22 protein-coding genes and 1 pseudogene are annotated in these 25,131 nt (G+C 68.4%); 7 read left to right on the top strand and 16 right to left on the bottom strand.

The annotated features are described in order from the left end of the window. Nucleotides 1-762: 762 nt before the first annotated feature. Nucleotides 763-1,398, top strand: coding sequence for a hypothetical protein (locus Sp245p_RS32355; RefSeq protein ID WP_014200256.1), 636 nt, complete (start codon nucleotides 763-765; stop codon nucleotides 1,396-1,398). 166 nt (nucleotides 1,399-1,564) lie between these two features. Here the strand turns inward: Sp245p_RS32355 and gcvA are convergent, their stop codons facing one another. Further along, the gene (gcvA, locus tag Sp245p_RS32360) at nucleotides 1,565-2,479 is read right to left on the bottom strand and encodes a transcriptional regulator GcvA (protein ID WP_014200255.1); all 915 of its coding nucleotides are present in this window, start codon (nucleotides 2,477-2,479) and stop codon (nucleotides 1,565-1,567) included. Nucleotides 2,480-2,588: 109 nt separating this feature from the next. On the opposite strand from gcvA, the gene Sp245p_RS32365 reads away from it, so the two are divergent. Together Sp245p_RS32365 and amaB are read left to right on the top strand one after the other, a co-directional pair. Then, complete coding sequence (locus tag Sp245p_RS32365) at nucleotides 2,589-4,247, top strand: thiamine pyrophosphate-binding protein (RefSeq protein ID WP_109139280.1); 1,659 nt, start codon at nucleotides 2,589-2,591, stop codon at nucleotides 4,245-4,247. Nucleotides 4,248-4,283: 36 nt separating this feature from the next. After that, nucleotides 4,284-5,786 carry an L-piperidine-6-carboxylate dehydrogenase gene (amaB, locus tag Sp245p_RS32370; protein ID WP_014200254.1) on the top strand — a complete coding sequence of 501 codons (1,503 nt, stop codon included), beginning with the start codon at nucleotides 4,284-4,286 and terminating at the stop codon, nucleotides 5,784-5,786. 67 nt (nucleotides 5,787-5,853) lie between these two features. Here amaB and Sp245p_RS32375 read toward each other — a convergent pair whose 3' ends face one another. The 10 genes from Sp245p_RS32375 to Sp245p_RS36630 all read right to left on the bottom strand — a co-directional run bounded on the left by Sp245p_RS32375 (nucleotide 5,854) and on the right by Sp245p_RS36630 (nucleotide 17,014). Beyond that, nucleotides 5,854-6,051, bottom strand: coding sequence for a hypothetical protein (locus Sp245p_RS32375; protein WP_014200253.1), 198 nt, complete (start codon nucleotides 6,049-6,051; stop codon nucleotides 5,854-5,856). A gap of 168 nt (nucleotides 6,052-6,219) precedes the next feature. Further along, nucleotides 6,220-7,125 (bottom strand): DMT family transporter, encoded by a 906-nt coding sequence (locus Sp245p_RS32380; protein ID WP_014200252.1) that lies wholly within the window; start codon nucleotides 7,123-7,125, stop codon nucleotides 6,220-6,222. Between the two features lie 179 nt (nucleotides 7,126-7,304). After that, nucleotides 7,305-7,811 (bottom strand): copper chaperone PCu(A)C, encoded by a 507-nt coding sequence (locus Sp245p_RS32385; protein WP_041814693.1) that lies wholly within the window; start codon nucleotides 7,809-7,811, stop codon nucleotides 7,305-7,307. A 37-nt stretch (nucleotides 7,812-7,848) separates the two neighbouring features. Next, on the bottom strand, nucleotides 7,849-8,265 hold the full coding sequence (locus tag Sp245p_RS32390; protein WP_041814413.1) for a DUF2946 family protein: 417 nt from the start codon (nucleotides 8,263-8,265) through the stop codon (nucleotides 7,849-7,851). A 210-nt stretch (nucleotides 8,266-8,475) separates the two neighbouring features. Beyond that, nucleotides 8,476-10,146: an ATP-binding protein gene (locus tag Sp245p_RS32395; protein WP_014200248.1), complete on the bottom strand. Its 1,671-nt coding sequence runs from the start codon at nucleotides 10,144-10,146 to the stop codon at nucleotides 8,476-8,478. A gap of 9 nt (nucleotides 10,147-10,155) precedes the next feature. Continuing rightward, nucleotides 10,156-11,649: an ATPase domain-containing protein gene (locus Sp245p_RS32400; protein WP_014200247.1), complete on the bottom strand. Its 1,494-nt coding sequence runs from the start codon at nucleotides 11,647-11,649 to the stop codon at nucleotides 10,156-10,158. A gap of 277 nt (nucleotides 11,650-11,926) precedes the next feature. Continuing rightward, a complete protein-coding gene (locus tag Sp245p_RS32405) occupies nucleotides 11,927-12,508 on the bottom strand; it encodes a hypothetical protein (protein ID WP_014200246.1) in 582 nt (193 codons plus the stop codon). 116 nt (nucleotides 12,509-12,624) lie between these two features. Then, nucleotides 12,625-15,267 carry a PAS domain S-box protein gene (locus Sp245p_RS32410; RefSeq protein WP_014200245.1) on the bottom strand — a complete coding sequence of 881 codons (2,643 nt, stop codon included), beginning with the start codon at nucleotides 15,265-15,267 and terminating at the stop codon, nucleotides 12,625-12,627. A gap of 102 nt (nucleotides 15,268-15,369) precedes the next feature. Continuing rightward, nucleotides 15,370-16,278 carry a hypothetical protein gene (locus tag Sp245p_RS32415; RefSeq protein ID WP_420867256.1) on the bottom strand — a complete coding sequence of 303 codons (909 nt, stop codon included), beginning with the start codon at nucleotides 16,276-16,278 and terminating at the stop codon, nucleotides 15,370-15,372. Beyond that, on the bottom strand, nucleotides 16,172-17,014 hold the full coding sequence (locus Sp245p_RS36630; protein WP_014200242.1) for a hypothetical protein: 843 nt from the start codon (nucleotides 17,012-17,014) through the stop codon (nucleotides 16,172-16,174). Before Sp245p_RS36630 ends, Sp245p_RS32415 begins: the two co-directional genes overlap by 107 nt. A 1,022-nt stretch (nucleotides 17,015-18,036) precedes the next feature. On the opposite strand from Sp245p_RS36630, the gene Sp245p_RS32425 reads away from it, so the two are divergent. Beyond that, the gene (locus Sp245p_RS32425) at nucleotides 18,037-18,999 is read left to right on the top strand and encodes a replication initiator protein A (RefSeq protein WP_014200239.1); all 963 of its coding nucleotides are present in this window, start codon (nucleotides 18,037-18,039) and stop codon (nucleotides 18,997-18,999) included. Nucleotides 19,000-19,014: 15 nt separating this feature from the next. On the opposite strand, the gene Sp245p_RS32430 is transcribed toward Sp245p_RS32425, so the two are convergent. After that, the gene (locus Sp245p_RS32430; RefSeq protein WP_014200238.1) at nucleotides 19,015-19,896 is read right to left on the bottom strand and encodes a LysR family transcriptional regulator; all 882 of its coding nucleotides are present in this window, start codon (nucleotides 19,894-19,896) and stop codon (nucleotides 19,015-19,017) included. A gap of 114 nt (nucleotides 19,897-20,010) precedes the next feature. Between Sp245p_RS32430 and Sp245p_RS32435 the strand changes: the two genes are divergently transcribed. After that, nucleotides 20,011-21,054, top strand: coding sequence for a YeiH family protein (locus tag Sp245p_RS32435; RefSeq protein WP_014200237.1), 1,044 nt, complete (start codon nucleotides 20,011-20,013; stop codon nucleotides 21,052-21,054). Nucleotides 21,055-21,064: 10 nt separating this feature from the next. Here the strand turns inward: Sp245p_RS32435 and Sp245p_RS32440 are convergent. Both Sp245p_RS32440 and Sp245p_RS32445 read right to left on the bottom strand, forming a co-directional pair. Then, a pseudogene (locus Sp245p_RS32440) lies at nucleotides 21,065-21,277 on the bottom strand (Ada metal-binding domain-containing protein); the annotation flags it as partial. A gap of 143 nt (nucleotides 21,278-21,420) precedes the next feature. Further along, a complete protein-coding gene (locus Sp245p_RS32445) occupies nucleotides 21,421-21,945 on the bottom strand; it encodes a hypothetical protein (RefSeq protein ID WP_014200235.1) in 525 nt (174 codons plus the stop codon). A 279-nt stretch (nucleotides 21,946-22,224) separates the two neighbouring features. On the opposite strand from Sp245p_RS32445, the gene Sp245p_RS32450 reads away from it, so the two are divergent. After that, on the top strand, nucleotides 22,225-22,878 hold the full coding sequence (locus Sp245p_RS32450; protein ID WP_014200234.1) for an HAD family hydrolase: 654 nt from the start codon (nucleotides 22,225-22,227) through the stop codon (nucleotides 22,876-22,878). A 97-nt stretch (nucleotides 22,879-22,975) separates the two neighbouring features. Beyond that, the gene (locus Sp245p_RS32455; RefSeq protein ID WP_014200232.1) at nucleotides 22,976-23,173 is read left to right on the top strand and encodes a hypothetical protein; all 198 of its coding nucleotides are present in this window, start codon (nucleotides 22,976-22,978) and stop codon (nucleotides 23,171-23,173) included. Between the two features lie 87 nt (nucleotides 23,174-23,260). Here Sp245p_RS32455 and Sp245p_RS32460 read toward each other — a convergent pair whose 3' ends face one another. Together Sp245p_RS32460 and Sp245p_RS32465 are read right to left on the bottom strand one after the other, a co-directional pair. Then, nucleotides 23,261-24,361: a lipid II:glycine glycyltransferase FemX gene (locus Sp245p_RS32460; protein WP_041814402.1), complete on the bottom strand. Its 1,101-nt coding sequence runs from the start codon at nucleotides 24,359-24,361 to the stop codon at nucleotides 23,261-23,263. Between the two features lie 444 nt (nucleotides 24,362-24,805). Then, nucleotides 24,806-25,030 carry a hypothetical protein gene (locus tag Sp245p_RS32465; protein ID WP_014200230.1) on the bottom strand — a complete coding sequence of 75 codons (225 nt, stop codon included), beginning with the start codon at nucleotides 25,028-25,030 and terminating at the stop codon, nucleotides 24,806-24,808. Nucleotides 25,031-25,131: the final 101 nt, after the last annotated feature.

Here is a 25,131-nt window from a genome sequence, read left to right on the forward strand (position 1 = left end):
GCAATATGATGTATAGGAAAATAGTCCTATAACACTTGCTGCTTAGCACAGCCTTAGCACATGCTGTGTTGCATTCTATAAAAAACAAGTACTTAAGTTAGCTCGATTGCAACTGAAAATCCCCGTGTCGGCGGTTCGACTCCGTCCCTGGGCACCATTTTTTTTCGCCGATCAAGCCATCGGTGGCGGATCAGGCAAAGCCAACCTGTCCGTTCTGGATTTGGCACAGCGGCGAAGGACATCATTCTTCGCCTGCCGAGCTTTTAAAATCTCCGCTCTCCATAATGTCGATTTTCGTTGTTCTGGCACAATCGCCGCGCGGTTGGATCAGCAGTGCGAGCCCCTGCGGGCGGCGCATCCCACGCGGCACCCTGCAATCCGTTGCCGATGCACAGGACACCACTGCCCGCTTCATTCGCGCCCGCAACAAGGACGCCAAGCCTTTTGCGTAGGCCAAGCCCATCGATACCATCTCGCCAGAAATCGATCGATTGCCTGCGCTTTCCGAATGAGCCGGTGTGTTGACCTGCTGCGAAGAAACAAGCAGGCCTCCATTCACAAAAACGCAATCCAGACGTCATTTTTTGAAGGCAATGCTTAGGGTGCTCCCAGCAAAGCCGCGGACCCACCGCTAATGCAAGCTTTCGTTCGCTTTAGGCCGCCTGCTTTCCTGTGGGAATGACGGACACCATTACGGACACCGCATCAAGCGCCTGGGTCCGGAGAAGCCCACGATGCAACTTCGGAAAGGAATGACGAATCATGAAGAGGTTCCTGTTTTTCATCATCCTGGCTTTGCTGCCCAACATCGCCGCAGCCGACACCATGACCGCCAGCGATATCATCAACACCTTGAAAAGAAACAACATGGATGTTCTCATCCCAATGTATGAAAAAGGCATTCTGATTCTCGACAGTAAGAACACCACCGTCAACGCCATGAAATTGGTTAGAAACTATGCAGCCTTCGCGGATGCTGAAGCCGAAAAGGCAAAACTCTGGTACCGCGGCATGCCGACCCAACAGGCAAATGACTTTATCAACAGCAATTACTCGAGACTGGGGTTGCCGGAGAAATCCTTCGTTGGAATTGCCCCACGATTTTCCTACGTGATGCAATATGTCACCAACTCGGATCCCGGTGTCGTTTTTGAATTTGGCACGGACAGCGAAGGATGGCTCTACAAGCAGTGGTCTGTTGACCATCCCTGTCAAATCAAAGCAGAGGGTGGCGGCACTTACGGCCTCGGCCCCAGCGGTACCTATGCTTCCTGCAACAACGGCCCCAACGCCTATAAGCCGAAGATCGACAACTTGGGCGGCATGTTCAATACATGGCTGGCCGACAACACGATAACAGCCAAAGTCGCCTACGTCCTGGCCAACCGCAAATTGTAATACGTCCGCGCGGGCAAGAGTGGGACCTCCCCCTGCGCCATGATGACCAAGATTGAGGCCGGCACGCCGAAGCGCCCAATTTTCTCTCAACGATGCGAATCGGATCGGGGGAGCACCACCGAACGAACCCGCCCGGCGGACAAGCCGCCGATCCTGAAATGGGCCTTCAGCGGCCGCGACCGGCGGAAGCCGAGGCGCAGGCCCCCAGCAACCACTCCCGGAACGCCATCAGCGGCGGGTGATGCGCCCGTGACGAGGGGTGGACGAGGTGATAGGCGCGGTCCGGATTCCGGTAGGGCCGGTCCAGCGCTGGGACCAGCGCCCCGTCCCGCATCTCGGCCTGCACCAGCAGGGTCGGCAGCAGCGCCACCCCCAACCCGGTGATCGCCGCCTGGGCGGTGGTGGAGAACTGTTCGAAGAACATGCCGGCGCCCTCGTGCCGCTCGATGCCCTGGGCGGCGAACCAGTCCCGCCATGCCTCCGGACGGCTGGTGGTGTGCAGAAGCGGCAGCGCCACGAGGTCCGGCGCCGTGCGGATCGGGTGGGCCTCCAGGAAGGACGGGGCGCAGAGCGGCAGAACCTCCTCCTCCATCAGCCGTTCGCACACCGCCCCCGGCCAGTCGGCGGCGCCGAAATGGATGGCGGCGTCCAGATCCTCCGACCGGAAGTCGAAGGGCTCCATCTTCGTCATGAAATGGATGATGACCTGCGGGTGCGCCGCCTGGAAGGCGGGCAGGCGCGGCACCAGCCAGCGCGTGCCGAAGGTCGGCAGAACGGCCAGCTTCAGCACGCCCCCCTGCGGCGCGGTCATGACCCGCAGCGTCGCCGCCCCCACCCGGTGCAGCGCCTCCCGCACCTCCGCCGCGTAGGACTCGCCGGCCGGGGTCAGGGCCACACGCTGGTCGCGGCGCACAAACAGCGGAACGCCGAGCTGGTCCTCCAGCGCCTTGATCTGCCGGCTGACGGCGCCCTGGGTCAGCGCCAGCTCCTGCGCCGCGGCGGTGAAGCTGCCGGTGCGCGCCGCCGCCTCGAAGGCGGAGAGCGCGCTCATGGAGGGGAGAAGGCGGCGTTGCAGACCCATGGGTCATGACTATAGCTCATGACCCGGGGAAAGAAAGTCGGTTGCGCGGGGCCGGGCCTGCCGCCAGATTGAGGAGGATTTGAACGCCCAGCCGAGGAACGAGCGCGCCATGAAGACCGGAGGCCAGTTGATCGTCGATGCGCTGGAGGCGCAGGGCGTCGAGCGCGTGTTCTGCGTGCCGGGCGAAAGCTACCTCGCCGTGCTTGACGCGCTGCACGATTCCTCGATCCGCACGATCAACGCCCGCCACGAGAGCGGCGCCGCCATGATGGCGGAGGCCGAGGGTAAGCTGACCGGACGGCCGGGCATCTGCTTCGTCACCCGCGGCCCCGGCGCCACCAACGCCGCGCCGGGCGTCCATGTGGCGCAGCAGGACTCCACCCCGATGATCCTGTTCATCGGCCAGATCGAGCGCGGGATGCGCGGGCGCGACGCCTTCCAGGAGGTCGACTACACGCTCATGTTCGGCGGCATGGCCAAGTGGGTGGCGGAGATTGACAGCGCCGACCGCGTGCCGGAGATGGTCAGCCGCGCCTTCCACACCGCGCTCGCCGGCCGCCCCGGCCCGGTCGTCCTGGTGCTGCCGGAGGACATGCTGGTGGAGACGGCGGACGTCGCCGCCGCCCGCCCGGCCCAGCCGGTGGACAGCGCCCCCACCCCCGCCCAGGTCGCCGAGGTCGGGCGTCTGCTCGCCGGGGCGAAGCGTCCGCTGGTGATCGCCGGGGGCTCCCGCTGGACCGAAGACGCGGTGGCCTCGCTGCACGTCTTCGCCGAGACCTTCGCGCTGCCGGTGGCCGTCACCTTCCGCCGCCAGATGCTGTTCGACCACACGCACCCGAACTACGCGGGCGACATCGGGCTGGGCATCAACCCGAAGCTGACCGCCCTGGTGAAGGACGCCGACGTGATCCTGCTGCTCGGCGGCCGTTTCTCCGAGGTGCCGTCGCAGAGCTACGGGCTGCTCGGCATCCCGGAGACCGGCAAGACCCTGATCCACGTCCATCCGGGGGCGGAGGAGCTGGGCCGCGTCTACAACCCCGACCTCGCCATCAACGCCACGCCGGGGGGCTTCCTCGACGCCGTGGCCGGGCTGGAGGCGCCGGCCTCCCCCGCCTGGGCCGGTCGGGCCGAGGCCGCGCACGCCGCCTACACCGCCTGGAGCGAGCCGCCGGCCACCATCCCCGGCGCCGTCCAGATGGGCGCCGTCATGTCCTGGCTGCGCGACACCCTGCCCGACGACGCCATCCTGACCAACGGCGCCGGCAATTACGCCACCTGGATTCACCGCTTCTGGCGCTTCCGCCGCTTCGGCACGCAAGCCGCACCGGTCTGCGGCTCGATGGGCTACGGCCTGCCCGCCGCCGTCGCGGCCAAGCTGCTCCACCCGGAGCGGGACGTGGTCTGCTTCGCCGGCGACGGCTGCTTCCAGATGACCGGTCTGGAGTTCGGCACCGCCGTGCAGGAGGGCGCCAACCTCATCGTGCTGGTCATCGACAACGGCATGTACGGCACCATCCGCATGCACCAGGAGCGCGACTATCCGGGCCGCGTGTCCGGCACCGCCCTGACCAATCCGGACTTCGCCGCGCTTGCCCGCGCCTATGGCGGCCATGGCGAGACGGTGGAGCGGACGGAGGAGTTCGCCCCGGCCTTCGAGCGCGCCCGCGCCTCCGGCCGGCCGGCCATCCTGCATGTCAGGCTCGACCCCGAGGCCCTGACGCCGAACCGCAGCCTGTCCGACATCCGCGCCGCCGGGCGCCAGCGCTAACCCTCCACCGGTTGCCTTACACCGAGGACCTTTTCCATGCAGCACCGCGACCTTCTCTCCCGCCTCGGCCTTGAGCTTCCCGCCGACGGGGCCGGCCTGTCCGTCCGCTCGCCCATCGACGGCGCCGCGCTGGGCGTGGCGCCGGTCACCCCGGCGTCGGAGATTCCGGAGGTGGCCGCCCGCGCCCAGCGCGCCTTCGAGGCCTGGCGCTCCGTCCCGGCGCCGCGCCGCGGCGAACTGGTCCGTCTGCTGGGCGAGGAGCTGCGCGACGCCAAGGAGGATCTCGGCCGTCTCGTCACGCTGGAGATGGGCAAGATCTTCCAGGAGGGCCTGGGCGAGGTCCAGGAGATGATCGACATCTGCGACTTCGCGGTCGGCCTGTCCCGCCAGCTCTACGGCCTGACCATCGCGTCGGAGCGTCCGGGCCACGCGATGCGCGAGACCTGGCACCCGATGGGTCCCTGCGCGGTGATCTCCGCCTTCAACTTCCCGGTCGCGGTCTGGGCCTGGAACGCCGCCCTGGCGCTGGTCTGCGGCGACCCGGTGATCTGGAAGCCGTCGGAGAAGACCCCGCTGACCGCGCTCGCCTGCCAGCGCATCTTCGAGCGCGCCGTGGCCCGCTTCGGCGACGCCCCGGCGGACCTGCTGCAGGTCGTCAACGGCGGGCGCGATGTCGGCGAGGCTCTGGTCGCCAGCCCGCTGGTCCCCATCGTGTCGGCCACCGGCTCGACCCGCATGGGCCGCGAGGTCGCGCTGAAGGTGGCCGAGCGCTTCGCCCGTCCGATCCTGGAGCTGGGCGGCAACAACGCCATGATCGTGGCGCCGTCGGCCGACCTCGACATGGCGGTGCGCGCCATTGTCTTCTCGGCGGTGGGCACCTGCGGCCAGCGCTGCACCACGCTGCGCCGCCTGATCGTCCACAAGGACGTGCGCGACACGCTGCTGCCGCGCCTCAAGGCCGCCTACGCCTCCGTTCCCATCGGCAACCCGCTGGAGTCCGGCGTGCTGGTCGGCCCGCTGAACGACAAGGGCGCCTTTGACGGCATGCAGCGCGCGCTGGAGCAGGCCAAGGCCGACGGCGGCACCGTGACCGGCGGCGGCCGCGCGCTCGCTGACCAGTATCCGGACGCCTGGTACGTGCAGCCGGCCATCGTCGAGATGCCGGGCCAGACCGACATCGTCCGCCACGAGACCTTCGCCCCGATCCTCTACGTCCTGACCTACGAGACGCTGGAGGAGGCCATCGCGCTGCAGAACGCGGTGCCGCAGGGCCTGTCCTCCTGCATCTTCACCACCGACATCCGCGAGGCCGAGAGCTTCCTGTCGGCGGCGGGCAGCGACTGCGGCATCGCCAACGTCAACATCGGCCCGTCGGGCGCGGAAATCGGCGGCGCCTTCGGCGGCGAGAAGGAGACGGGCGGCGGGCGCGAGTCCGGGTCCGACGCCTGGAAGGGCTACATGCGCCGCCAGACGGCGACGGTGAACTACTCGCGCGCTCTGCCGCTGGCCCAGGGGATCAAGTTCGAGATCGCCGGCTGATCCGCCCCATCGGCGTAAAAGAAGAAGGCCGCCCGTTCCACCGGGCGGCCTTTTCTCTTTGGAAAGGTCAGAAGGCTTCGCGCGGAAGCCGCCTTGCGGGTCGTTCGGGGGAGGTGTTGCGGCGCAGGTGCTCGGCAATGGGGGTGAGCTGTGCCAGAACCTGCTCGTGGGTCAGGCGGTCCCGGCGCAACACGGCCTGGACCACGGGATCGTTCAACAGTTCGGCAACGCGGCAGCGCCACGTCTGCTTGGGCAGTCCGTTCATTGCTGTTCTCGTTGCTTGTGGAAGGGAAAAAACGCCGGCCCTCACCGACCGGCGTACGGTACGCGGAGCATGTTACAGTTCGACGCGTACGGCCCGTGATATTTCGGGTACCTGAACGTCCTGTGTACGTGCCTCCGGCATAGGGAACTCAGGGGAAAAAAGGGCTCCTCAGGCCCCCTTGGCCGCCGCTTCGCGCGCGCGCACCTGCTCGCGGTGGAAGATGTAGATGCCGCTGGCGACGATCACCAGACCGCCGGCGAGGGTCGAGGCGCTGGGCGACTCCCCGAAGACCAGCAGGCCATAGAGCACCGCCCAGATCAGCGTCGTGTAGCCGAAGGGCGCCACCGTCGCCGCGTCCGCCACCGTATAGGCGCGGATCAGGCAGTAATGGCTGCACGCCCCCAGCACGCCGAGCATGATCATCAGCGCCGCCCCCGTCAGGTCCGGCGTCACCCAGCCGAAGGGCAGCAGCAGCCCGCAGAGCACCGTACCGGCCATGCTGGTGTAGAAGAAGGTCGTCAGGGTGGAATCGCCGCCACGCAGCAGCCGGGTGACGATCTGGTAGAGCGCGTTGCACAGCGCGGCGGCCAACGGCAGCAGGATCGCCCATTGGAAGACGATGCTGGCCGGGCCGATGATGATCATCGCCCCGATGAAGCAGCCCAGCACGCCCAGACCGCGCCGCCAGCCCACTTTCTCCTTGAGCAGCGGAACGGAGAGGACGGTGACCAGGACCGGAGCCACGTTGGCGATGGCCGCCACGTCCACGAAGGGCAGCGTCTTGTAGGACACCGCCACCAGCAGTGTCAGCACCGCCAGCAGGGCGGAGCGGAGGATCTGGATCCCCGGACGCTTGGCGATCAAATGGCTGGGGGAACGCACCGCCACCACGGCGAAGGCGATGGCCAGATGCACCGCGAAGCGCGCCCAGGCGACCTCGGCGAAGGGATAGGTCTGCACCAGGACGCGCAGGGTCGCGTCCTGCGTCACGAACAGAAGCGTGGTCAGCAGCATCCAGGCGATGCCGGCCCGCCCGGAGGAGGCTGCGGACAGGGCCTTTTCGGTGGCGGTCATCGGGCGGCGCTCATGGGCGGGCGGTCCTTCCTGTGGCGCGCCGGTCCTCATCACGAACCGGCGCGCCACACCCTGCGCCCCTGGGGCCGGACGGTCAAATGCGATGCTGGTATATCAGTACGGACCTGCAGTTGCGGCCACGCCGGCCGTTGGAAAGGGGCCGGCGTGGCGCATATCCGTCAGTGCTTGTGCTGCGTGCCGCCGGCCTGCGGCCCGCCGGCACCGCCATGGGACGGGGCGGCGGACCCGGCGCTCTGCACGTCCACCTGGACGGTCACCGGCCCGGCCTTCTCGAAGGTCAGGGTCAGCGGGAACGCCTTCCCCGGAGCGAGCGGCTGCTTCAGGCCGAACAGCATGACGTGCAGGCCGCCGGGCTGTAGCGCGGTCGGCGAGCCGGGCGACACCTCGATGGCGTCGACCTGGCGCATCTTCATGACGCCGTTGTCCATCAGGTGGGTGTGCAGTTCCGCCTTGTCGGCGACGGGCGTGCTGGCCGACAGCAGGCGGTCGCTGTCTGGGCCGTGGGTGCTCAGCACCATGTAGGCCGAGCCGTTCGGGGCCGAGGGCGCCGTGGCGCGCGCCCAGGGATGTTCGATGTCGACCGGCCCGGCCTTGAAACCATGGGCCAGGACGGGGACGGCGGTCAGGGCGACCAGCGCGGCGAGAAGGAGGGCGTGCTTCTTCATGATGACGAAGTCCTGCAAGAAAGGGCGTATCGGACGATCAGTTGAAAAGGGCAGGACACATCATCGGCGGAGCACGGGCGTTCGGACGGAGGACGCTCCGGCGGCGGAGCTTGCGGGTTCGGAGGGGAAGCGCGCGCAGCGCCCCGTACAGGCGCGGCGGCGGAACGGTAACGTCCGCCGGGGTCAGCATCGCCGGAGGCGCGCAGCCGAGCTGGCAGCCCAGGCAATGCTCCAGATCGTGCTTGGGCTGACCGGGCGCGGCGGGCATCCGGTCCGATGCCCCGTCGGGTCCGCACATCGACGCCGCCCAGAAGGACTGCGCCAGACCGGCGGAGAGCATGGCGACCGCCTGCCCCGGGACCTGGACCAGGATCAGCAGAAGAACGGCGGCCAGCGTCGCGGCGAGCCGGGATCGCCAGCGGGACGAAGGCCGGCGGGACGGGCGCGGACGCACCGCAAGCGCGGCGCCGCCTTCCTCGCGATGCCCGCTCGCCCCGTCCCGCTCCCCGAAACGGAGAGGGGGGGCCGACGGCCGTGCTGACGTTGCCCCGTTCAAACCGGTTTCCATTCCACCCACAGGACGGATGACCGGTTGTAGGCGATGTGGATGGAGCTTGTCGAGTTGCCGCGGTCCACCCGCCCCGGTTTGCCCGCCGCCGCAACGTCAGGCCGAATCCCCGTCCAGCAGACAACGGACGGTGATCTGCAACGTGTCCACGCCGACCGGCTTGCTGAGCATCCGCGTGCCCGCTCCCAGGCTGTCCGCTTCGAGGGCGGCGTAATGGGCGTAGCCGGTCACGAACAGCACCCTCAGCCCGGGGCGAAGCTCCCGCGCGACATCCGCAAGATCCCGCCCGGTCATTCCGGGCAGCCCGACGTCGGTGATGAGAAGGTCGATCGCCGTGTCCGACTCCAGGATGCGGATCGCCGCCTCGGGTTCGGCGGCCTGCAGGACGTGGTATCCCTGCCCTTCCAGCGCCTCGACCCACAGCATCAGGACGAGGGCCTCGTCCTCGACCACCAGGATGGTTTCATCGTTGCGGGACGGGTCCTGCGACGGCGCGTCCACAGCGGGGGCCGAGCTGTCGGCGCCGTCCACACCGTCGTGCTGCGGCAGGTACAGGCTGACGGTGGTGCCCTGGCCGGGCTGCGACCGGATGGCCGCGTGCCCGCCCGATTGACGCGCAAAGCCGTAGAGCTGGCTCAGCCCGAGGCCGGTGCCCTGGCCGATCGGCTTCGTCGTGAAGAAGGGTTCGAACGCCCGCTCCAGCACGTCCGGCGGCATGCCGCTTCCGGTGTCGGTGATGCGGAGCAGGACGTAGCGGCCGGGAAGGATGTCCCCCTGCGCGTCCGAGATGGTCTCGTCCAGAACGGTGTTGCTCGTCTCGACGCGCAGGAGCCCGCCGTCCGGCATGGCGTCGCGGGCGTTGATGGCGAGGTTGAGCAGGGCGCTTTCGACCTGGTTGGCGTCCGCCCAGGTCCGCCAGAGCCCGTCGGACAGCACCGTCTCCACCCGGATCGACTCGCCGACGGATTGCTGGATCAGGCCGCTCATCGCGGTGGCCAGGGCGTTCAGGTCCAGGCTGCGCGGCGTCAGCGGCTGGCGCCGGGCGAAGGCCAAAAGGTGCCGGGTGAGCGCAGCGGCGCGGTCGCCCGCCGTGATGGACATGGCGACGTGCCGCAGCAGCGGTTCGTCGGCGGACAGCGCGCCCCGCAGCAGATGCAGGTTGCCGAGCATGACCTGCAGCAGGTTGTTGAAGTCGTGGGCGATCCCGCCGGTGAGCTGGCCGACCGCCTCCATCTTCTGGGCCTGCTGCAACGCCTCCTCGGCCTTCCGGCGCTCCCGCATCTCGGTCTGCAGGGACCGGGTGCGCTCCGCCACCCGGCCTTCCAACTCGTCGTTGGCCCGCTCGATGTCGGCCAGAAGCGTCCGCATGCGGTATTGGCGCAGGCGGGTCCGCGCCGCGGACTGCGCAGCGCTTTGCAGCGCTTCGGCGTGCAGGGGCGGGTCCAGCAGCGTGACGTTGCCGAGCCGCTGGAACTGTGCCCAGCGCGCCTTGCTGGCCGACCGGTTGCCGCGGGACGTGAGCACCAGAACTGGCAGGTCCGACCAGGGCGGCTGGGCCTCCAAACAGGCAACCAGAGGCTCCATCGCCGCCCCCAGCAACGCGCCCTCAGAGAGGATCAGAGCGGTGACGTCGTCCCTCGTCAGGCCGTCGCACAGGGCCGGCAGATCGGCGCAGAACTGCGTGGTCATGCCGACCTCGTCCAGCACGAGGCGGATAATTTCCGCGTCCCGGCCATACGGGGCGAGCACAAGGATCGGGGCGTCCATGCGCCGCGGTCAGCCCGTCTCGCTCCGCCCGCGCAACAACGGGTCCGCCGACCCGTCATAGCTGGGCACGCCGGTGAGCACCCCCTGGAACTCCAGAAGCTGCGGGCCGATCTGCATGCCGTCGGGAAACAGCCGAAATTCGCGGATCGCCAGCTCATGGACGCCGGTGCGCTTCTTGACCACCGAAATCGCCTTGCGCACCTGCCCCGCCGCCTCGAAGAAGCGCAGCAGGACCACGGTGTCGCTCATGAAGGACAGGTCCACGGGATTCTGGATGTCCCCGACGATGCCCTGCTGGGCCAGGATCAGAATGGTCACGACACCCTGGTTGTTCAGATAGGTCAGCAGCTCGTGCATCTGCAGGATGAGCGCCTTTTCCTCCGGCATGGTGCTGAGGTACGAATTGAGGCTGTCGATCACCACGACGCGCGCCTTCTGGTCCTCCACTTGGCGGCGGACCTGCCAGACGAACTGGCCCGGCGACAGGCGCGACGGGTTCGCGCGCTGCCAGCCCAGTTCGCCCTTGCGCACCGCCTCCTCGATGTCGATGCCGAGCGCGGTGCTGCGCAGCGACAGCGTTTCGAAGGATTCGTCGAAGGAGAAATAGGCGGCGTGCTCACCACGGCGCACCGCCGCCGCGACATATTGCAGGGCGATGGACGACTTGCCGACGCCCGACGGGCCGACGAGCATGGTCGTCGTGCCGCGCGTCAACCCGCCGCCCATCAGCTCGTCCAGTCCGCTCAGGCTGCTCGACACGGAGGTCGGCTCGAACTCCGCCTTGTGCTCGTCGGCGATCAGGCTCGGGAAGATCAGCACGTTGCCCGGCGTGATGGCGAAATCGTGCCAGCCGCTCTGGTATTCGGAGCCGCGCATCTTGGCGATCCGCAGGCGCCGCCGCGCCGCGCCGTAGGAACGCTCGATCTGCTCCAGGCTGACCACGCCGTGCATCAGACTGTGCAGCTCCATGGAACCGGTCTGGCTGGTCAGGTCGTCCAGCGCCAGCGTGGTGCACTGGCGCCCTTGCAGGAACTGCTTCAACGCCAGGATCTGCCGCCGGTAGCGGAGCTGGTCCTGGGCGAGCAGGCGCAGCTCCGACAGGGAATCGATCACCACGAGGTCCGGCTTCTCGGCCTCGATCCGCTCGGTGATCAGGCGCATGGTTTCGCCCAGCTCGACTTCCGACGGGTAGAGCACGCTCTGCTGGCGGTCGAGCTGCGCCTCCAGCGGGACCAGTTCAAAAATGCCGATGCCGTCCAGCGACCAGCCGTGGCTTTTGGCCGAGGCGCGCAACTCCGTCTCGGTTTCCGATAGGGTCACATACAGGCCCCGCTTGCCGTCGCGCAGGCCCTTCAGCAGGAATTGAAGCGCGATGGTCGTCTTGCCGGTTCCCGGCGCGCCCTCCAGAAGATGCAGCCGCGCGCGCGGCAGCCCCCCTCTCAGGACCATGTCGAATTCTGGAATTCCGGTCAGGATCTTGTCCGTCTTGGTCGGCTCCGACACCCAGGTCTCCTCTTGGTCTGGCCCGCTGGCTGCGCCTTGCGCCACACGCCGCCGTGATGGTGAACGGCCCGAACGCCTGGACGGACGGACGAACGCGCAGCCTCGGAGAACATCCGCGTCTGCAGGACGCGTCTCCGCCACCATCAACCCAATGCCGGTGCTCCTGTTCCTTTGTGCCTTTGGAATGCCAACCGTCGGGGATGCTTGCGCGCCACCGCGGGTTACCGCGATGTTGGGCGGCGGCCCGAACGACGCCTGGGCTCGACTGGCGCGACCTTTACCGGCCCGCCCCCAGCACGCGGCGGCGCTTGGGGTCCGGCCCCAGCGAACGGATGAAGGGCGGCAGCCCGCCGGCGGACCGCGTGTTGAAGGCCGCCTTCGGCGCGTCCTCGCTTGCCGTTGTCTCCAGCGCTTCCGCCTCCGCGGGAATGTCGACCTTGCGGAAGCCGCGGGCGATCCACAGGACGAGCGCGCCGGACAGCAGAAGAAGCAGCGGCGGGACGGCGGCGCGCAGGCCCCAGGGCCACAGAACCTCCGCCCGGCGCGCCCAGCGCTCCGCCCAGAAACGCTCGGCGATCCGCCGCACGCGCTCCTCGCCGAGGCCCGGCGGGGCGGCGAGGCTGGTGCCGTCGGGGAAGTCCGTCCGCGCCACGACCCCCCGCCTCACCCCATCCTCCACCACCCCCTCGTCGGCGGCGTAGTGCTGCGGCAGAAAGGCGTCCCTTGCGTCCGAATAGGCGTAGAGACCGGCGAAAGGATGGCGCCCCTGCAGGTCGGCGGCGGCAAAGGCGGCGATCACCGCCCCCCACAGCAGGGCGGCGGCCAGCCAGCCCCGCCACAGGCCCTTGCTCCAGTTCATGTCCCGTCTCCCTCTTGCCCAAGGAGGCTCTTCCCCAAGGAGCCGGAAAAACTAAAGACCCGGCCGGCGGGCAGCCAGGGTCAAAAACCGGCCTTTCGCAACCAGACCTTTTAGAATCAGGCCGCGGGCTTCAGCAATTCGCGCAGGATGTGCGGGGTGATCGGCTTGTGGACGAGGCGGAAGCCGGCGCCGCGGATTTCCGTGATGCGTTCGGGCGCCGTGTCGCCGGTCAGCACCACGGCGGGGATGCGCACGCCGCAGACGCCGTGGATGTCGCGGATCGCCTCCACCCCCGTCCGCCCCTCGCGCAGGCGGTAATCGGCGATGATGAGGTCCGGCAGCCGACCCAGCCCGTGCAGGACGTCCACCGCCTCCTCCGCCGACACGGCGGCCACCACCTCGTAGCCCCACTGCTCCAGCAGGGTGCGCAGGCTGAGCAGCACGATGGCCTCGTCGTCGATGACCACCACCAGCCCCTGCCCGTCGTCGTTGGCGCGGTCCGGCCCGTTGCGGCGCAGGATGGCGCGGGCGCGCACGCAGGGAAGTTCCACCGAGAAGACGCTGCCCCGTCCGGGCCGCGAGCGCAGGGCGATCGTGTGGCCGAGCAGCCCGGCCAGCCGCTTCACGATGGCGAGACCGAGACCCAGCCCCTTGGCCCGGTCGCGCTCCTGGTTGCCGATCTGGAAGAACTCCTCGAAGACGGCCTGCTGCAACTCCTCCGGAACGCCGACGCCGCTGTCGGCCACCTCGATGCGCAGCACGCCGTTGCCGCGCCGGCAGCCGACCACGACGCCGCCCCGCTCGGTGTAGCGCAGCGCGTTCTCGATCAGGTTGCGCAGGATACGCTCCAGCAGCATCGGGTCGGTGCGCGCCCACAGCGAGGTCGGCACGACCCGCAGCCGCAGCCCCTGCCCTTCCGCCTGCGGACCGTATTCCGCGGCCAGCCGGTCGAGCAGCGGTCCGACCGCGCATTCGGTGACGCTGGGCTCCACAGCCCCGGCGTCGAGCCGCGACACGTCGAGAAGTCCGTCGAGCAGGAGCTTCAGCGCGTCCAGCGAATGGCCCATGCTGGCCACCAGCTCGTGGCCGGGATGGCCGTGCAGCTTGTCGCCCAGCACCTGCGCGAAGAAATAGAGCGACTGCACGGGCTGGCGCAGGTCGTGGCTGGCCGCCGCCAGGAACTGGGTCTTCGCCCGCTCCGCCTTCTCGGCGCGGGTCTTCTCCCGCCGGGCCTCGTCCGCCGCGGCCAGGGCGCGCTCCATCGCCTGCTCCGCCGCCTCCTTGGCGGCAAGCAACGCCTCGGCCGCCGTCCGGCGGGCGGTGATGTCGCGCACAATGCCGGTGAAGCGCACCTCGCCGTCGGCCTTCCATTCGGCGACCGACAACTCCAACGGGAACACCGACCCGTCCTTGCGCTGGCCCGTCACCTCGCGCCCGATGCCGATGATCCGCCGCTCCCCCGTGCGGTGGTAGCGCTCCAGATAGCCGTCATGGGCGCTGCGGTCGGGATCGGGCATCAGCATGCTGACGTTGCGGCCGATCACCTCCTCCGCGGCGTAGCCGAAGATCCGTTCGGCGGCGCGGTTGAAGCTGTGCAGGGTGCCGGCCCGGTCGATGACCACGATGGCGTCGACCGCCGTGTCGACGATGGCGCGGTAACGGGCCTCCGCATGGGCCACGGATTCGCTGGCGCCGACCAGCGCGGCGCTGGCCTCGGCCAGGACGCGGTGCAACTCGTCGATCTCGCGCACCGGCACGCCGCCGTCGTAGCGGATGGCGCGCCCCTCCATCAGGCTGCCGCCGTGGGTGGCCAGTTCGCGGACGGGATGGGCGAGCCGCCGCGCGAAGATCCCCGCCGACGCCAGAGACACGGCCAGCAGAAACAGTCCCAACCCCAAGGCCAGCAACACTGTGCGGTTCAAGGGATTGAGCACGGCCTCCGTCGGCGTCGCGGCGACCAGGGTCCAGTCGGCGCGCTGCGAGCGGTGGAAGGCGCCGATGATCTCCACCCCGTCCAGCGTGGCGCCGCGGTAGTTGCCGGTCTCCGCCGTGCCACGCGCCGCCAGGAACCAGTCGGGCACCGCCCGCCCCAGATACTCCGCATGCTCGCGCGAGCGGGCGGCGATCCGGTCTTGGCCATCGATGATCGCGGCGATGAGGCCGGACCGGGTTTCGAAACCCTCCAGCAGATCGCTCCAGGTCTGCGGATCGACCACCGCCGACAGGACATAGCGCAGGCTGCCGTCGCGCAGCACCGGCACCATGACGGCGATTGTCGGGCGCACCGCCGCCGTCGCGGTGACCAGATCGGACACCGCCGGCTGGCGGGTCGCGGTCACCCGTTGCAGCGCGTCGCGCTGTGGCACATCCGGCAGCGGGACGCCGAGCCGGACCACCGTGTTGACGATCTGCCGCCCCGACGGGTCGATCAGCGCGATGTTCGTCCAGGAGGGGTGCTGAGTCAGCGCCAGCGTCGCCCGCTCATAGAAGCCGGCGGGATCGTCGGCCGCCAGAGCGTCCGTGCGGGACAGCGCCCGCAATGCCTCGATGGTCGCTTCCAACTCCCGGTCGACGATCAGGGCCAACGCCTCCGCCGTGTCGGACATGTTGTTCTCGACGGCGTCCCGCTGCTGCTGCACCAGCCAGCCGATGAGCATGCCGCCGAGCAGGAGCATCGGCACCAACGTCACGAGCACAAGCCTCAGCAGGTACCCGCGCAGAGTCATCGGTTTCTGACGGGACACCGTCTTCAGCGGCATGGATGGACAATCCGAAAGGTTCGCGGCACAAACAGATTATCGTATCTTGCTCCGCCCTTTCGTGCTTCGCCACCGGAATCTGAATCGATGGGATGAGACTGTTTATATAGGCGTTACCCTGTTGGAATAATGAAGGGCCTGCCAAGCTTTAGCTCCAGCTCTTCGGCGTGATCCACAGTCATTGGCATACTTGGCTTCTCGGACTGAACTTTTCGTACGCGGTCGTTTATTGAAAGGTACGTGCTCATATCCTTGACATACCGTGGTATGAGGATCATTGGCCGAACGATCCCTTATCAAGACCTTGGGAACGACCAGCCTCATCTGAGACCGGGGCGGCGCGGAAGCCAGGACCACTTGCGCATCGTCCGGAGTGACGGAGACCGGAGGGGAAACCGGTGCCGGGCGCGTCGTTGCCGTCGGCGTCGCCGGGGCGGCCAGGGCGGCAGCCTGCTGACGGCGGGCGGTTTCCGCCTCCTTCTCCTTCTGATGGCGGCGATGAGCAATCTCGCGGGCACGGAGTTGCTGTTCCTGGCGCAGGGCCATGGCCAGCCGGCGCAGGGCCGCCGTTCCGCTGGTCACCGATGCCTGACCGGCGGCGGCCCGAAAATCGCCGATCGTGGGGAAGCGCCGGTAGCCGGAGCGGAAGGAGGACCAGACGCCACGGAAACCGGCGATCCATTCCTCGGCGGGCCAGCCGGCCATTTCGAGAATGTCGGCCTCCAGCACATCGGCGTCCGGAAGCTCCAGGCCGAAGCGCACCGCCAGCTTCTCGATGCCGGTCAGCACATTCTCCACACCGATCGCCGGGCAGACACCCTCAAGAGCGGCTTCCACCCGCTCGGCCAGCGCCCCGATCTCCTCCGGCGCGCGATCCGCGATCTCGAAGCGCAGGTCGGCGCGCTCAAGCCGGGCGAGCGAGGCGATCGCGCAGGGCAGAGAGGACGCCGGCGTTGCGGGCAGCCACGCCATGTCCGGCGTCTGCGGGGCGGCGCTGACGGGAAGGCTCACGGGAAAGCTCGGCAGGCTGGCGGTCATTCTGGTCGCTCCGGTTGGAGGGGCGGCGGGAGGCGGTTGCAAAGGGGACGACGGTGCCTTCGGGCGTTTCGCCGGCTGGTGCCGCGGTGGGGGCGACCAGTTCGCGGGCCACCCATTTGCGCCAAGCGCCGGACGGGTCGGCCGGGCTGTAGCCGTTGCGGACGTTGGCCTTGCGGCACCAGGACACGAATTTGCGGGTCACCGTGGCGGGATCGACCTCCGGCCGGGTTTCCGCGGCCCAGGCCAGATCGGCGGCGTCCGGCTGCCAGTCCTCGGCCAGGGCATCCCGGTTCTTGATGCCCGGAAACCCAACCGATCCCCCCGCCCGGAAGGAGGAGGAGTTTTGAGAATCAGGATTCAGGGGATTCCCAGTCCTTAGGAGTCCGTCAGCCGGCTGACCGGTGGTGTCGACGGGCCGACCGGAAGAGTCGGTGTCCTGCGCCCCCACCAGCGCATAGACCATTCCGCGGAAGCCGCGTTCGCGGCGGGCTTCCACCAGGGACAGGTCCGGCGCTTGCAGCTTCGTCAGCACGGCGGACAGCCAGGGACGGCTCTTGCCGAGTTCGGCGGCCAGCTCGTCCTGGACCAGGCCGGCGCAGACACCGGCGGCGTCCGCCCGCGCGTAAAGGCCGGAGAGCACCGCGATCTCCGCGGCTCCCACGCCGGGCGCAGCGATCCATCGCCGGTACAAGGTCGTGTACGGGGTCATTGTCTTCCCATGATCCAGCGCTTCAATCCCGGCGGAAGACAAAGCGGGAGCGTCAGTGGAATCCGCGATTCCACTTGGTTTTCCGGACCTACCCTGGCATCATGAAGTCGCCAAACCGCTGATGCGGGGTCCGGTTCTCCCGGTCTTCCATCGGTTTTCGACACTTCGGTGTGCACGAGGGCACAGGTCGCCAAACCTGTGCCCTTTGTGTTTCCGGAGGTCGTGTCCTCCGCTACGTCATCGTCGCCTCCTTCGGCGTGTCGCGGCTGTTCGGAGCCGCCAGCTGAAAACCCTGGCCTAAAACCCTGGTCCAAAAGCTATCGGTTCGGGCTTTGGTGAGCCCGTTACGCAAGATGTTGTCGTGGCCCCAACAGGCTGTCCACGATTCAAATGCGTGCGTCGGAATCGCTCCGGTTGCGTCGATGCGGGGTGCTGGAGTCAGTGGAATCAAGGCGTTGAGCCCCCAGGAGCGGTGGCGGACCACGTCTGGGTGTCGCCGTTCTGCCGAGAAACCGGGCGGAAAACGTCGCCGTTCTGCCGAAAGATTCCGGCGCACGGAGGGAAGCGGCGGAGCGTCGGAGTCCGCCGGATGTCGCCGTTCTGCCGAATAATCTGGGCTGTGGCCCCTCGGTGACTCCGGGAATCGGCCGAGAATCGGACTCCGACTCGCGCAACCGAGTGTCGCCGTTCTGCCAATGTGCTCCCTCCGCGGCGGCCTCCAGACCCCGGGGAGTCCGGAAAGAGTCAGGGAATCCAAGCCTTTCAGCGCCATTTCGCGGCTTGTCGGGAGTCCGGACCGTCAGAACGCGGACGCTTTCGGCCGGGAAGCCCTCCAGCGGGGCACAGCGTCCGGGGGAACTGGCAGAACGGCGACATTCGTCCGCACGGTCACAGCGTCGTTTCCGGCCGGTGAGGAATCTTTCGGCAGAATGGCGACGTTTGCGCCTGCGCTGTGGAACATGCGGGGCGTATCGGGAATCAATACCGTAACCGCCAGCGGCGGGGCCGGGGAGACTGGGTGCATGGACGACCACAACACCGACAAGGAAAACGCCGAACTGCTGGACCGCCCGGTCCAGCTGGCGCTGCGGCTGGATTCGCCGCTGCGCGGCGACGTGAACAACGACCGGGCCCTGATGGCCTATTCGCTGTTCGGCTTGTCGAAGGACAAGGTGGAAAGCCTTCCCACCTACGACGACGGCAAGGTGAAGATCGAGGTGCGCGCCCCGCGCGACGTCGGCGTTGCGACGATCTGGGACAAGTCGGTGCTGATCTACGCCGTCTCGCTGCTGCGCGAGAAGATGGCCGAGGGCAAGATGGGGCCGGAGGTGGGGAAGCTCCACTTCACCACCAGCGATCTCCAGCGCATCGTCGGCAAGACCGCCGGGGGCAGCGCCTACGACAAGATCGAAGGGGCGCTGGAGCGGCTTCAGGGCACCCAGATCAAGACCAACCTGGAGGCCGGGGGCGAGGGCGAGAGTGGCGCCTTCTCCTGGATCTCCGACTACAAGCTGCTGTACCGCCGCGGCAAGAAGGACGGCGAGCGGCAGGTGCGCGGCCTGACCCTGGTCCTGTCGAACTGGGTGGTGCGCGCGGCGCTGGGCAACAATCTGCTGACCTATTCGGAAGACTACTTCGCTCTGAAGCCCATCGAGAAGCGGCTCTACGAGATCGCCCGCGCCCATCTGGGCCATGGCAACGCCTTCTGGATGGCGCTGGAGCCGCTGCGCAAGCGGGTCGGCTCCGACAACGACCTGCGCAAGTTCAAAAACGCGCTCGGCCCCGTGCTCCAGGCCGACCGCATCCCCGGCTACGGCGTGCGCATCGTCGAGGCCGCGGAGTACAAGGAGCTGATGACGGCGCGCGGCGCCTCCATCGCCCGCGTGCTGAACGCCGACCTTCCGGTGATCTTCTGGCGCAAGGACGCCGGCGAGCCGGAGAGCTGGATCGACATTCCCAGGGTCGAGTTCGACGAGGTGGTCTGACCCCCCTCCCCTGCCCTATTCCGCCAGCAACCGGCCGCGGAAGGTCCGGGCGGCGTGGCTCAACCCGCGCTCGCGGTGGCGCAGCAGGCGGAAGGGGCGCTCGGGCAGCGGGAAGGGAACGCGGTGCAGATGCCCGGCCGCCAGCGCACCGCGCGCCACCAGATCCGACAGGGCGGTGGCCCCCGCCCCGGCCATGACCGCCGACAGCACCGCTTCGTTCGAGGGCAGTTCCAGCGTCACCGGCAAATCCTCCGGCGCCCTCCCCTGCCCGCGCAGCGCCTCCTCGAACTCGGAGCGGGTGCCCGACCCGGCTTCCCGCAGGACCCAGGGGGAGCGGTGCAGCTCCTCAATCGGCAGGTCGCTCCGCCCGCGCCAGGGGTGACCGTCCCCCACCAGCAGCAGCAGACGGTCGCCGGCCAGTAGGTCCTGGTCGAGCAGCGGGTCGGCCACCTCCCCTTCCACCAGACCCAGATCGGCGGCGCCGTCCAGCACGGCCTTGGCGACCTGGGCGGTGTTGGCGGCCTTCACCGCGACGTCGACGTCCGGATAGCGCCGGTGGAACGCCACGAGCCGTTCGGGCAGCCAGTAGCCGGTGATGGTCTGGCTGGCGTGGATGGCGATGCGCCCGCGCTTCAGCGCCGACAGGTCGGCCAGCATGCGCTCCGCCGCCTCGGCACGGGCGAGCACCGCGATGGCTTCGTTCAGGAACAGGCGCCCGGCCTCCGTCAGCTCGATGCGGCGGCCCACCCGGTCGAACAGGCGGACGGCGTGCCGGGCCTCCAGGCTGGAGACGGCGGCGCTGACCGCGGACTGCGTCAGATTCAGGGAGGCGGCAGCCCGCGTCACATGCTGCTGCGTGGCGACCGCCACGAAGATGCGGAGCTGTTCGAGAGTCATCCGATCCCTTGCCCCTTCGAACGTTCGGTTTTACCGAACGATTCGTCCACTATAATCCGTTGGAACGAACGGTCCAGAGGGCGCAGCTTCCCGGCATCGGAATTCGAGGACGCCATGCCGAACGAACTTCTTCCATCGCCCCGCCGGACCCTGGGCGCCCTGCTGCCGGGGATTCTGCTCTGCTCCGGCGTGAGCGGCGCTGCGCTGGCCCTGCAAAGCCTGGAGGTGCGGGTCTTCGGGCAGGCCTGGCTGGAGGCGCTGGTCCTGGCGATCCTGATCGGGGTGGCCCTGCGCAGCGTCTGGGCGCCGGGACGGCGCTGGAAGGCGGGAACGGACTTCAGCGCCAAGACGCTGCTGGAGGTCGCGGTGCTGCTGCTGGGCGCCTCCATCGACCCGGACACGATCCTGGCCGCCGGACCGGGGCTGGTGGCGGGGATCGCCGGGGTGGTCGCCCTGGCCCTGGCGGTCAGCTACGGCATCGGGCGCCTGCTGGGATTGCCGCCGCGCATGGCGGTGCTGGTCGCCTGCGGCAACTCGATCTGCGGCAACTCGGCCATCGCGGCGACGGCGCCGGTGATCGGGGCGCACGGCGACGACGTGGCCGCGGCCATCGCCTTCACGGCGGTGCTGGGTGTTCTGGTGGTGCTGGGGCTGCCTTTGCTGGTGCCGCTGCTCGGCCTCACCCCCATGCAGTACGGCGTGTTCGCCGGGCTGACCGTTTACGCGGTGCCGCAGATCCTGGCGGCGACGGCGCCGGTCGGTGCGCTGAGCGTCCAGGTCGGGACGCTGGTGAAGCTGCTGCGCGTGCTGATGCTGGGGCCGGTGGTGGTGGCGCTGGCCTTGATGGCGAAGCCGGAGGGGGGAGAAGACGGTGCTAAGGCAAGCGTGCCGCTGCGCCGGCTGGTGCCCTGGTTCATCCTGGGCTTCTTGGCGCTGGCCGGACTGCGGGCGGCGGGGGGCATCCCGGATGCCGCCCTGGCGGCCAGCCAGACCGCGGCCGGCGTCCTGACGGTGCTGTCGATGGCCGCGTTGGGGCTTGGGGTGGATGTGCGGATGCTGTCGCGGGCGGGCCTGCGCGTCACCGCGGCGGTGGTGCTGTCGCTGGCGGCGCTCGGTGCCAGCGGGCTGGGTCTGATCCGGCTGCTGGGAATCATGTGAGCGTGGATGGCGGCGCGTTGGGGCGGCAGCGCTTGCAGGGGCGGAAGCCCGCCGCCTCCGCCGCCGCGGCATCGGGGTGGAACGCGACGTTTTCCCGCTTGGCCCGTCGCGATGGGCAGGACGGCCGGCAATAGACGCTGGTGGTGCGCACCGCGTAGACGAAGCGCCCGTCACCGTCCCGGTCCCGGTGCGCCACCGCGCTCCACATCGCCTCCTCGTCCATGATGCCCTCCCGGTTCTGCTGCCGGGATCGTCGCGGATGGCGACAAGGAGGGCCACCCGTTTCCTGCGTCCCGCAAAAAGACGGCCGGCAGAGGTCTGCCGGCCGCGAGGTTCGGGGAGGGAGGGATGCGAAGCGGGGGAGCCTTACTTCTGGATGCCGGTGACCTGCTGCTGCGCCTTGTTGCCGATGCCGGCGGAGAGGTTGGAGACGGTGCCGAGGTTCTGGTTGAACAGGGCGCCCGGCGCGCCGAACTGCATGGCCTTGACCTGCTGCTGGGCGGTGTTGCCGATGCCGACCGCGCTGTTGCTGACGGTGCCGGCGTTGCTGTTGAAGCCGCCCAGAGCGAAGGGCGTCTTCACACCACCGCCCATCCCGCCGGCCTGCACGCCAACCACCTGCTGCTTGGCCTTGTTGCCGACCCCGGCGGCAAGGTTGGAGACGTTGCCCAGGTTGGAGGCGGTGCCGAAGGGTCCGGCCAGCCCGCCGCCGGCCTGCACGCCCATCACCTGCTGCTGCGCCTTGTTCTGGATGCCCGCGGCGGTGTTGGAGATGACCCCCAGGTTGCTGGCGTTGCCGAGCGGGATGCCGCCGGTCATCAGGTCGCCGGCGAAGGCCGGGGCGGAGCACAGGACGGCGACGGCGGCGGCGATCAGGGTGGTGCGGCGCATGGTGTGGTTTCCTTCCGGTGTCTGGGGAGTTGGTGTCTGGGGGAGTTGGCTGCCGGTTCCGTCTGCGTTGGGGCCCGGCCTGTCCGATGACCAGACCCTACGCCCTGCCGCCCTCCCCCGCTGTGGCCTGCGCCACACTGTGAGACAGCTTTTCCGAAAGGCTCTTTCTTCGGCCCGAACCGTTGAGGCACGGGGGATTTCCTGTACGATCCCCCGACGCCTTTTCCGGCACCCGCCCCTGTTCCGTGCGGGGCCACCACAACGATGCGAGACGGCGCAATGCTTCAGACACCCGACCGGCTGGACCCGGAGGTCGTGATCTTCGATTTCGACGGCGTCATCATCGACTCCGTGCCCACCAAGAACGGCGGCTTCGCCATCCTCTACGGCATCGACGATGCGGAGACGGAGGAGCGGATGCGCCAGACGATCTGGCGCAACGGCGGCCTCAGCCGTTTCAAGATGCTGGCGATCCTGGAGCGGGAGATGTTCGGGCGCGACCCCGGCCCGGCGGAGATCGACGATCTGGCCCGCCGCTACGCCGAGATCGTCGATCCGCGCGTTCCCGACTGCGCGCTGATCGCCGGCGCTGAGACGGTGCTGGACCGGCTGGACGGCACGCCCTGCCACCTCGTCTCGGGCACGCCGCACGAGGTGCTGATGGGCACGGTGCGCGCCAAGGGGCTGGAGCGGCATTTCCGCAGCATCACCGGCTCCCCCAATGTGAAGGCGGAGGTCTTCGCGCGCATCGTCGCGGCGGGCGGGCACGACCCGGCGCGGTCGCTCGCCATCGGCGACTCCCTGACCGAGCTGGAGGCCGCCCGCAAGGCCGGCATGGGCTTCGTGGGCGTGGTATCGGAAGGGCTGCCGAACCCCTTCCCGCCCGACGTGACGGTGGTCGGTGACCTGCACGGGCTCGCCCAACGACTCTGAGCGGGGGATTTGCGGGAAACGGTCGCATTGGGGTATTGTTTATGGGGCCAACAATCCATAAATGATTATGGCATCCTATGACGAAAGGGAGGTCCGTATGCCCGTGCCGAAAGAGGCTGCCGAAGCCGCCCGTGACCGTTATCTGGCGATCCTCAGCGGGTTTCCCGGTATGACCCGCGCCGAAGTCACGAAGCTGTCCGACGACTACGCCATCGCGGTCAATTTCGCGTCGGGCATCCCCGACGATCTTCCCAAGGATCTGGACGGCGTGCCGGTGATCGCACGCACCCAGTGACGCTCAGCCGCAGTAATGCTCGGCCGTTGACGCGCAAACGCGACGCCCGGTCCAGACCATGGACCGGGCGTTTCGTATCTTTGGGACTTACACCGGGTTGGACGGGGTGGTGGCGTCGGCGCGCTCGGCCGGTCCCTTGTTCATCGCCATCGCCATCATCTGGCTCGCCTGCGCGGTGCAGGTCGCGGCCAGCGTGCGCACCGTCTGGCCGCCTTCGACGAGAAGCCGGCTGAGCATCGGGCCGGGCGCTTCGAAGGTGCCGATGAAGACCCGCTCCTCCTCCCCCTTGCCGGCGAAGCCGCGCTTGAACAGATGCACGCCGGGGTTGGCCTGGGCGTTGACGCCGTGCAGGTCGTAGCGCTTCCCGCCGTTTGCCTTCACCCACTGCATCGCCTTCCAGTGGACGAGGAAGGCGGCGTTCAGCGGCAGTCCGGCCTCCGCGGTGGCCGAATTCTGCATCAGCGCGGTGTCCCCGAGCAGCGACACCACCACGCCGGCCACCGGCTCGCCGTTGTGGGAGGCCATGACGGCGTGCATCTTCATGCCGTCGGGCAGGGCGCGGTGGACCTTGGTCAGGGTGCGGCTGTCGAAGGCGCGGAAGCCCTTGCGGCGCTGCGTCTGGATGAACAGGTCGTCGATGGCGTCGAGGATCTCCGGCGAGGAGCCCTCGACGATCTCCAGTCCTGCCCCCTCGGCTTTGGCGAGGCCGCGCCGCCAGTGGCGGGACAGGTCCTTGTGGATCGTCGCCTCGTCGCGGGTCAGGTCCATGATGAAAGTGCGGTAGGGGGCCTTGGCGTCGCTGTGTCGCATCCCCAGCGCCTCCATGGCGGACAGCGCGCGGGCGCCCTCCCCTGCCCCGTCCTCGACGCGCGGCAGGACGCGCAGGAACAGGCCGCGCCGGACGCTGTACTCGGCCTTCATCGCTTCCATGATGGCCAGGAAGTCGGCCGGATCGGCTGGACGGCCCTTGGGGCGCCACAACGGTCCCCACATGACCAGCGCGATGCCGCCGATGCCCGGCACCCGGCGGACCAGCAGCTGCGCCGCGGCCACCGGCTGGCCGTCCCGGCGCAGCACGATGTGGCTGAGGTCGCGGCCGGGATGGGCGATGCGCCCGAAATCCCAGGTCTGGAAGATGTTGGCGTCGTCGAATCCGTTCATGACGGTGTACCAGCCGCCGCGGTCCATACGGTCGATTTCGACAGCCGGTGAAGCGTCCAGGCAATCGCCCCCAAATGCGTCGGTGTGAATCTGGCGTTTCCCCAGCGAAGTCACGTCGAGCCTCTCGCGTGGTTGGTCGAATGGGCGCAATCGGGGTGGACGTGGAACCTCGCCCGTCCCGTTTCCCTGGCCGGAGGCCAGAGCCATCGCATCGTCGAAGGTCGAAGCTCCGCGGAAAGTTTTAGACAATTCACGCGCGGCCTACGGTCTTTGCGATCGTCCACAAACAATAGGAGACGCACGGGAAAATCACACAAACCCTGATGGGTTCGCGCAAAATCCCACTGGATTATTCTCTGTGGCTAAGCGCTTTTTCTGGGGATTGTATGGGCTACGCCCGTATCGACGGTTATGTTGCGGCGCAATACGCCCAATTCGACGCCGATTGAGTGCGAATCCATGCTTCGGCGTTCAGAACATCGTCAATTGGATGATGCCGTCGGCGCGGGCGTGGCGTTCCGCCGCGTTGGCGGCGGCGTCCTGGGCGCCTTCCTGCGATTGGGCGATCCCGACGGCGATGCGCTCCCCGGCCACCGAGACGGTCCAGGTCCAGCGCCCATCGGTCCGCCACGACACGGCCAATTCGCAGCCATGCGCCTGACACACCAGTTGCCGCACCGACCAGTTCGCCGCCATTCGCGCAACCCCACAGCCCCGGCGCCGCCTCCGGCCCCGCATGCCTCAGTTATGCACCGGAGAGGCCATGTTCCGCCAGTGCCGGCTGTTCCGCACCGCGG

It is taken from the genome of Azospirillum baldaniorum (assembly GCF_003119195.2).
Classification (GTDB): Bacteria; Pseudomonadota; Alphaproteobacteria; order Azospirillales; family Azospirillaceae; genus Azospirillum; species Azospirillum baldaniorum.

What these genes read in the sequence shown, in the direction of transcription:
- Sp245p_RS32355 (WP_014200256.1), top strand. Translation starts at nt 763, where the DNA reads ATGAAGAGGTTCCTGTTTTTCATCATCCTGGCTTTGCTGCCCAACATC.
- gcvA (WP_014200255.1), bottom strand. Translation starts at nt 2,479, where the DNA reads ATGGGTCTGCAACGCCGCCTTCTCCCCTCCATGAGCGCGCTCTCCGCC.
- Sp245p_RS32365 (WP_109139280.1), top strand. Translation starts at nt 2,589, where the DNA reads ATGAAGACCGGAGGCCAGTTGATCGTCGATGCGCTGGAGGCGCAGGGC.
- amaB (WP_014200254.1), top strand. Translation starts at nt 4,284, where the DNA reads ATGCAGCACCGCGACCTTCTCTCCCGCCTCGGCCTTGAGCTTCCCGCC.
- Sp245p_RS32375 (WP_014200253.1), bottom strand. Translation starts at nt 6,051, where the DNA reads ATGAACGGACTGCCCAAGCAGACGTGGCGCTGCCGCGTTGCCGAACTG.
- Sp245p_RS32380 (WP_014200252.1), bottom strand. Translation starts at nt 7,125, where the DNA reads ATGACCGCCACCGAAAAGGCCCTGTCCGCAGCCTCCTCCGGGCGGGCC.
- Sp245p_RS32385 (WP_041814693.1), bottom strand. Translation starts at nt 7,811, where the DNA reads ATGAAGAAGCACGCCCTCCTTCTCGCCGCGCTGGTCGCCCTGACCGCC.
- Sp245p_RS32395 (WP_014200248.1), bottom strand. Translation starts at nt 10,146, where the DNA reads ATGGACGCCCCGATCCTTGTGCTCGCCCCGTATGGCCGGGACGCGGAA.
- Sp245p_RS32405 (WP_014200246.1), bottom strand. Translation starts at nt 12,508, where the DNA reads ATGAACTGGAGCAAGGGCCTGTGGCGGGGCTGGCTGGCCGCCGCCCTG.
- Sp245p_RS32410 (WP_014200245.1), bottom strand. Translation starts at nt 15,267, where the DNA reads ATGCCGCTGAAGACGGTGTCCCGTCAGAAACCGATGACTCTGCGCGGG.
- Sp245p_RS36630 (WP_014200242.1), bottom strand. Translation starts at nt 17,014, where the DNA reads ATGACCCCGTACACGACCTTGTACCGGCGATGGATCGCTGCGCCCGGC.
- Sp245p_RS32425 (WP_014200239.1), top strand. Translation starts at nt 18,037, where the DNA reads ATGGACGACCACAACACCGACAAGGAAAACGCCGAACTGCTGGACCGC.
- Sp245p_RS32430 (WP_014200238.1), bottom strand. Translation starts at nt 19,896, where the DNA reads ATGACTCTCGAACAGCTCCGCATCTTCGTGGCGGTCGCCACGCAGCAG.
- Sp245p_RS32435 (WP_014200237.1), top strand. Translation starts at nt 20,011, where the DNA reads ATGCCGAACGAACTTCTTCCATCGCCCCGCCGGACCCTGGGCGCCCTG.
- Sp245p_RS32445 (WP_014200235.1), bottom strand. Translation starts at nt 21,945, where the DNA reads ATGCGCCGCACCACCCTGATCGCCGCCGCCGTCGCCGTCCTGTGCTCC.
- Sp245p_RS32450 (WP_014200234.1), top strand. Translation starts at nt 22,225, where the DNA reads ATGCTTCAGACACCCGACCGGCTGGACCCGGAGGTCGTGATCTTCGAT.
- Sp245p_RS32455 (WP_014200232.1), top strand. Translation starts at nt 22,976, where the DNA reads ATGCCCGTGCCGAAAGAGGCTGCCGAAGCCGCCCGTGACCGTTATCTG.
- Sp245p_RS32460 (WP_041814402.1), bottom strand. Translation starts at nt 24,361, where the DNA reads ATGGACCGCGGCGGCTGGTACACCGTCATGAACGGATTCGACGACGCC.
- Sp245p_RS32465 (WP_014200230.1), bottom strand. Translation starts at nt 25,030, where the DNA reads ATGGCGGCGAACTGGTCGGTGCGGCAACTGGTGTGTCAGGCGCATGGC.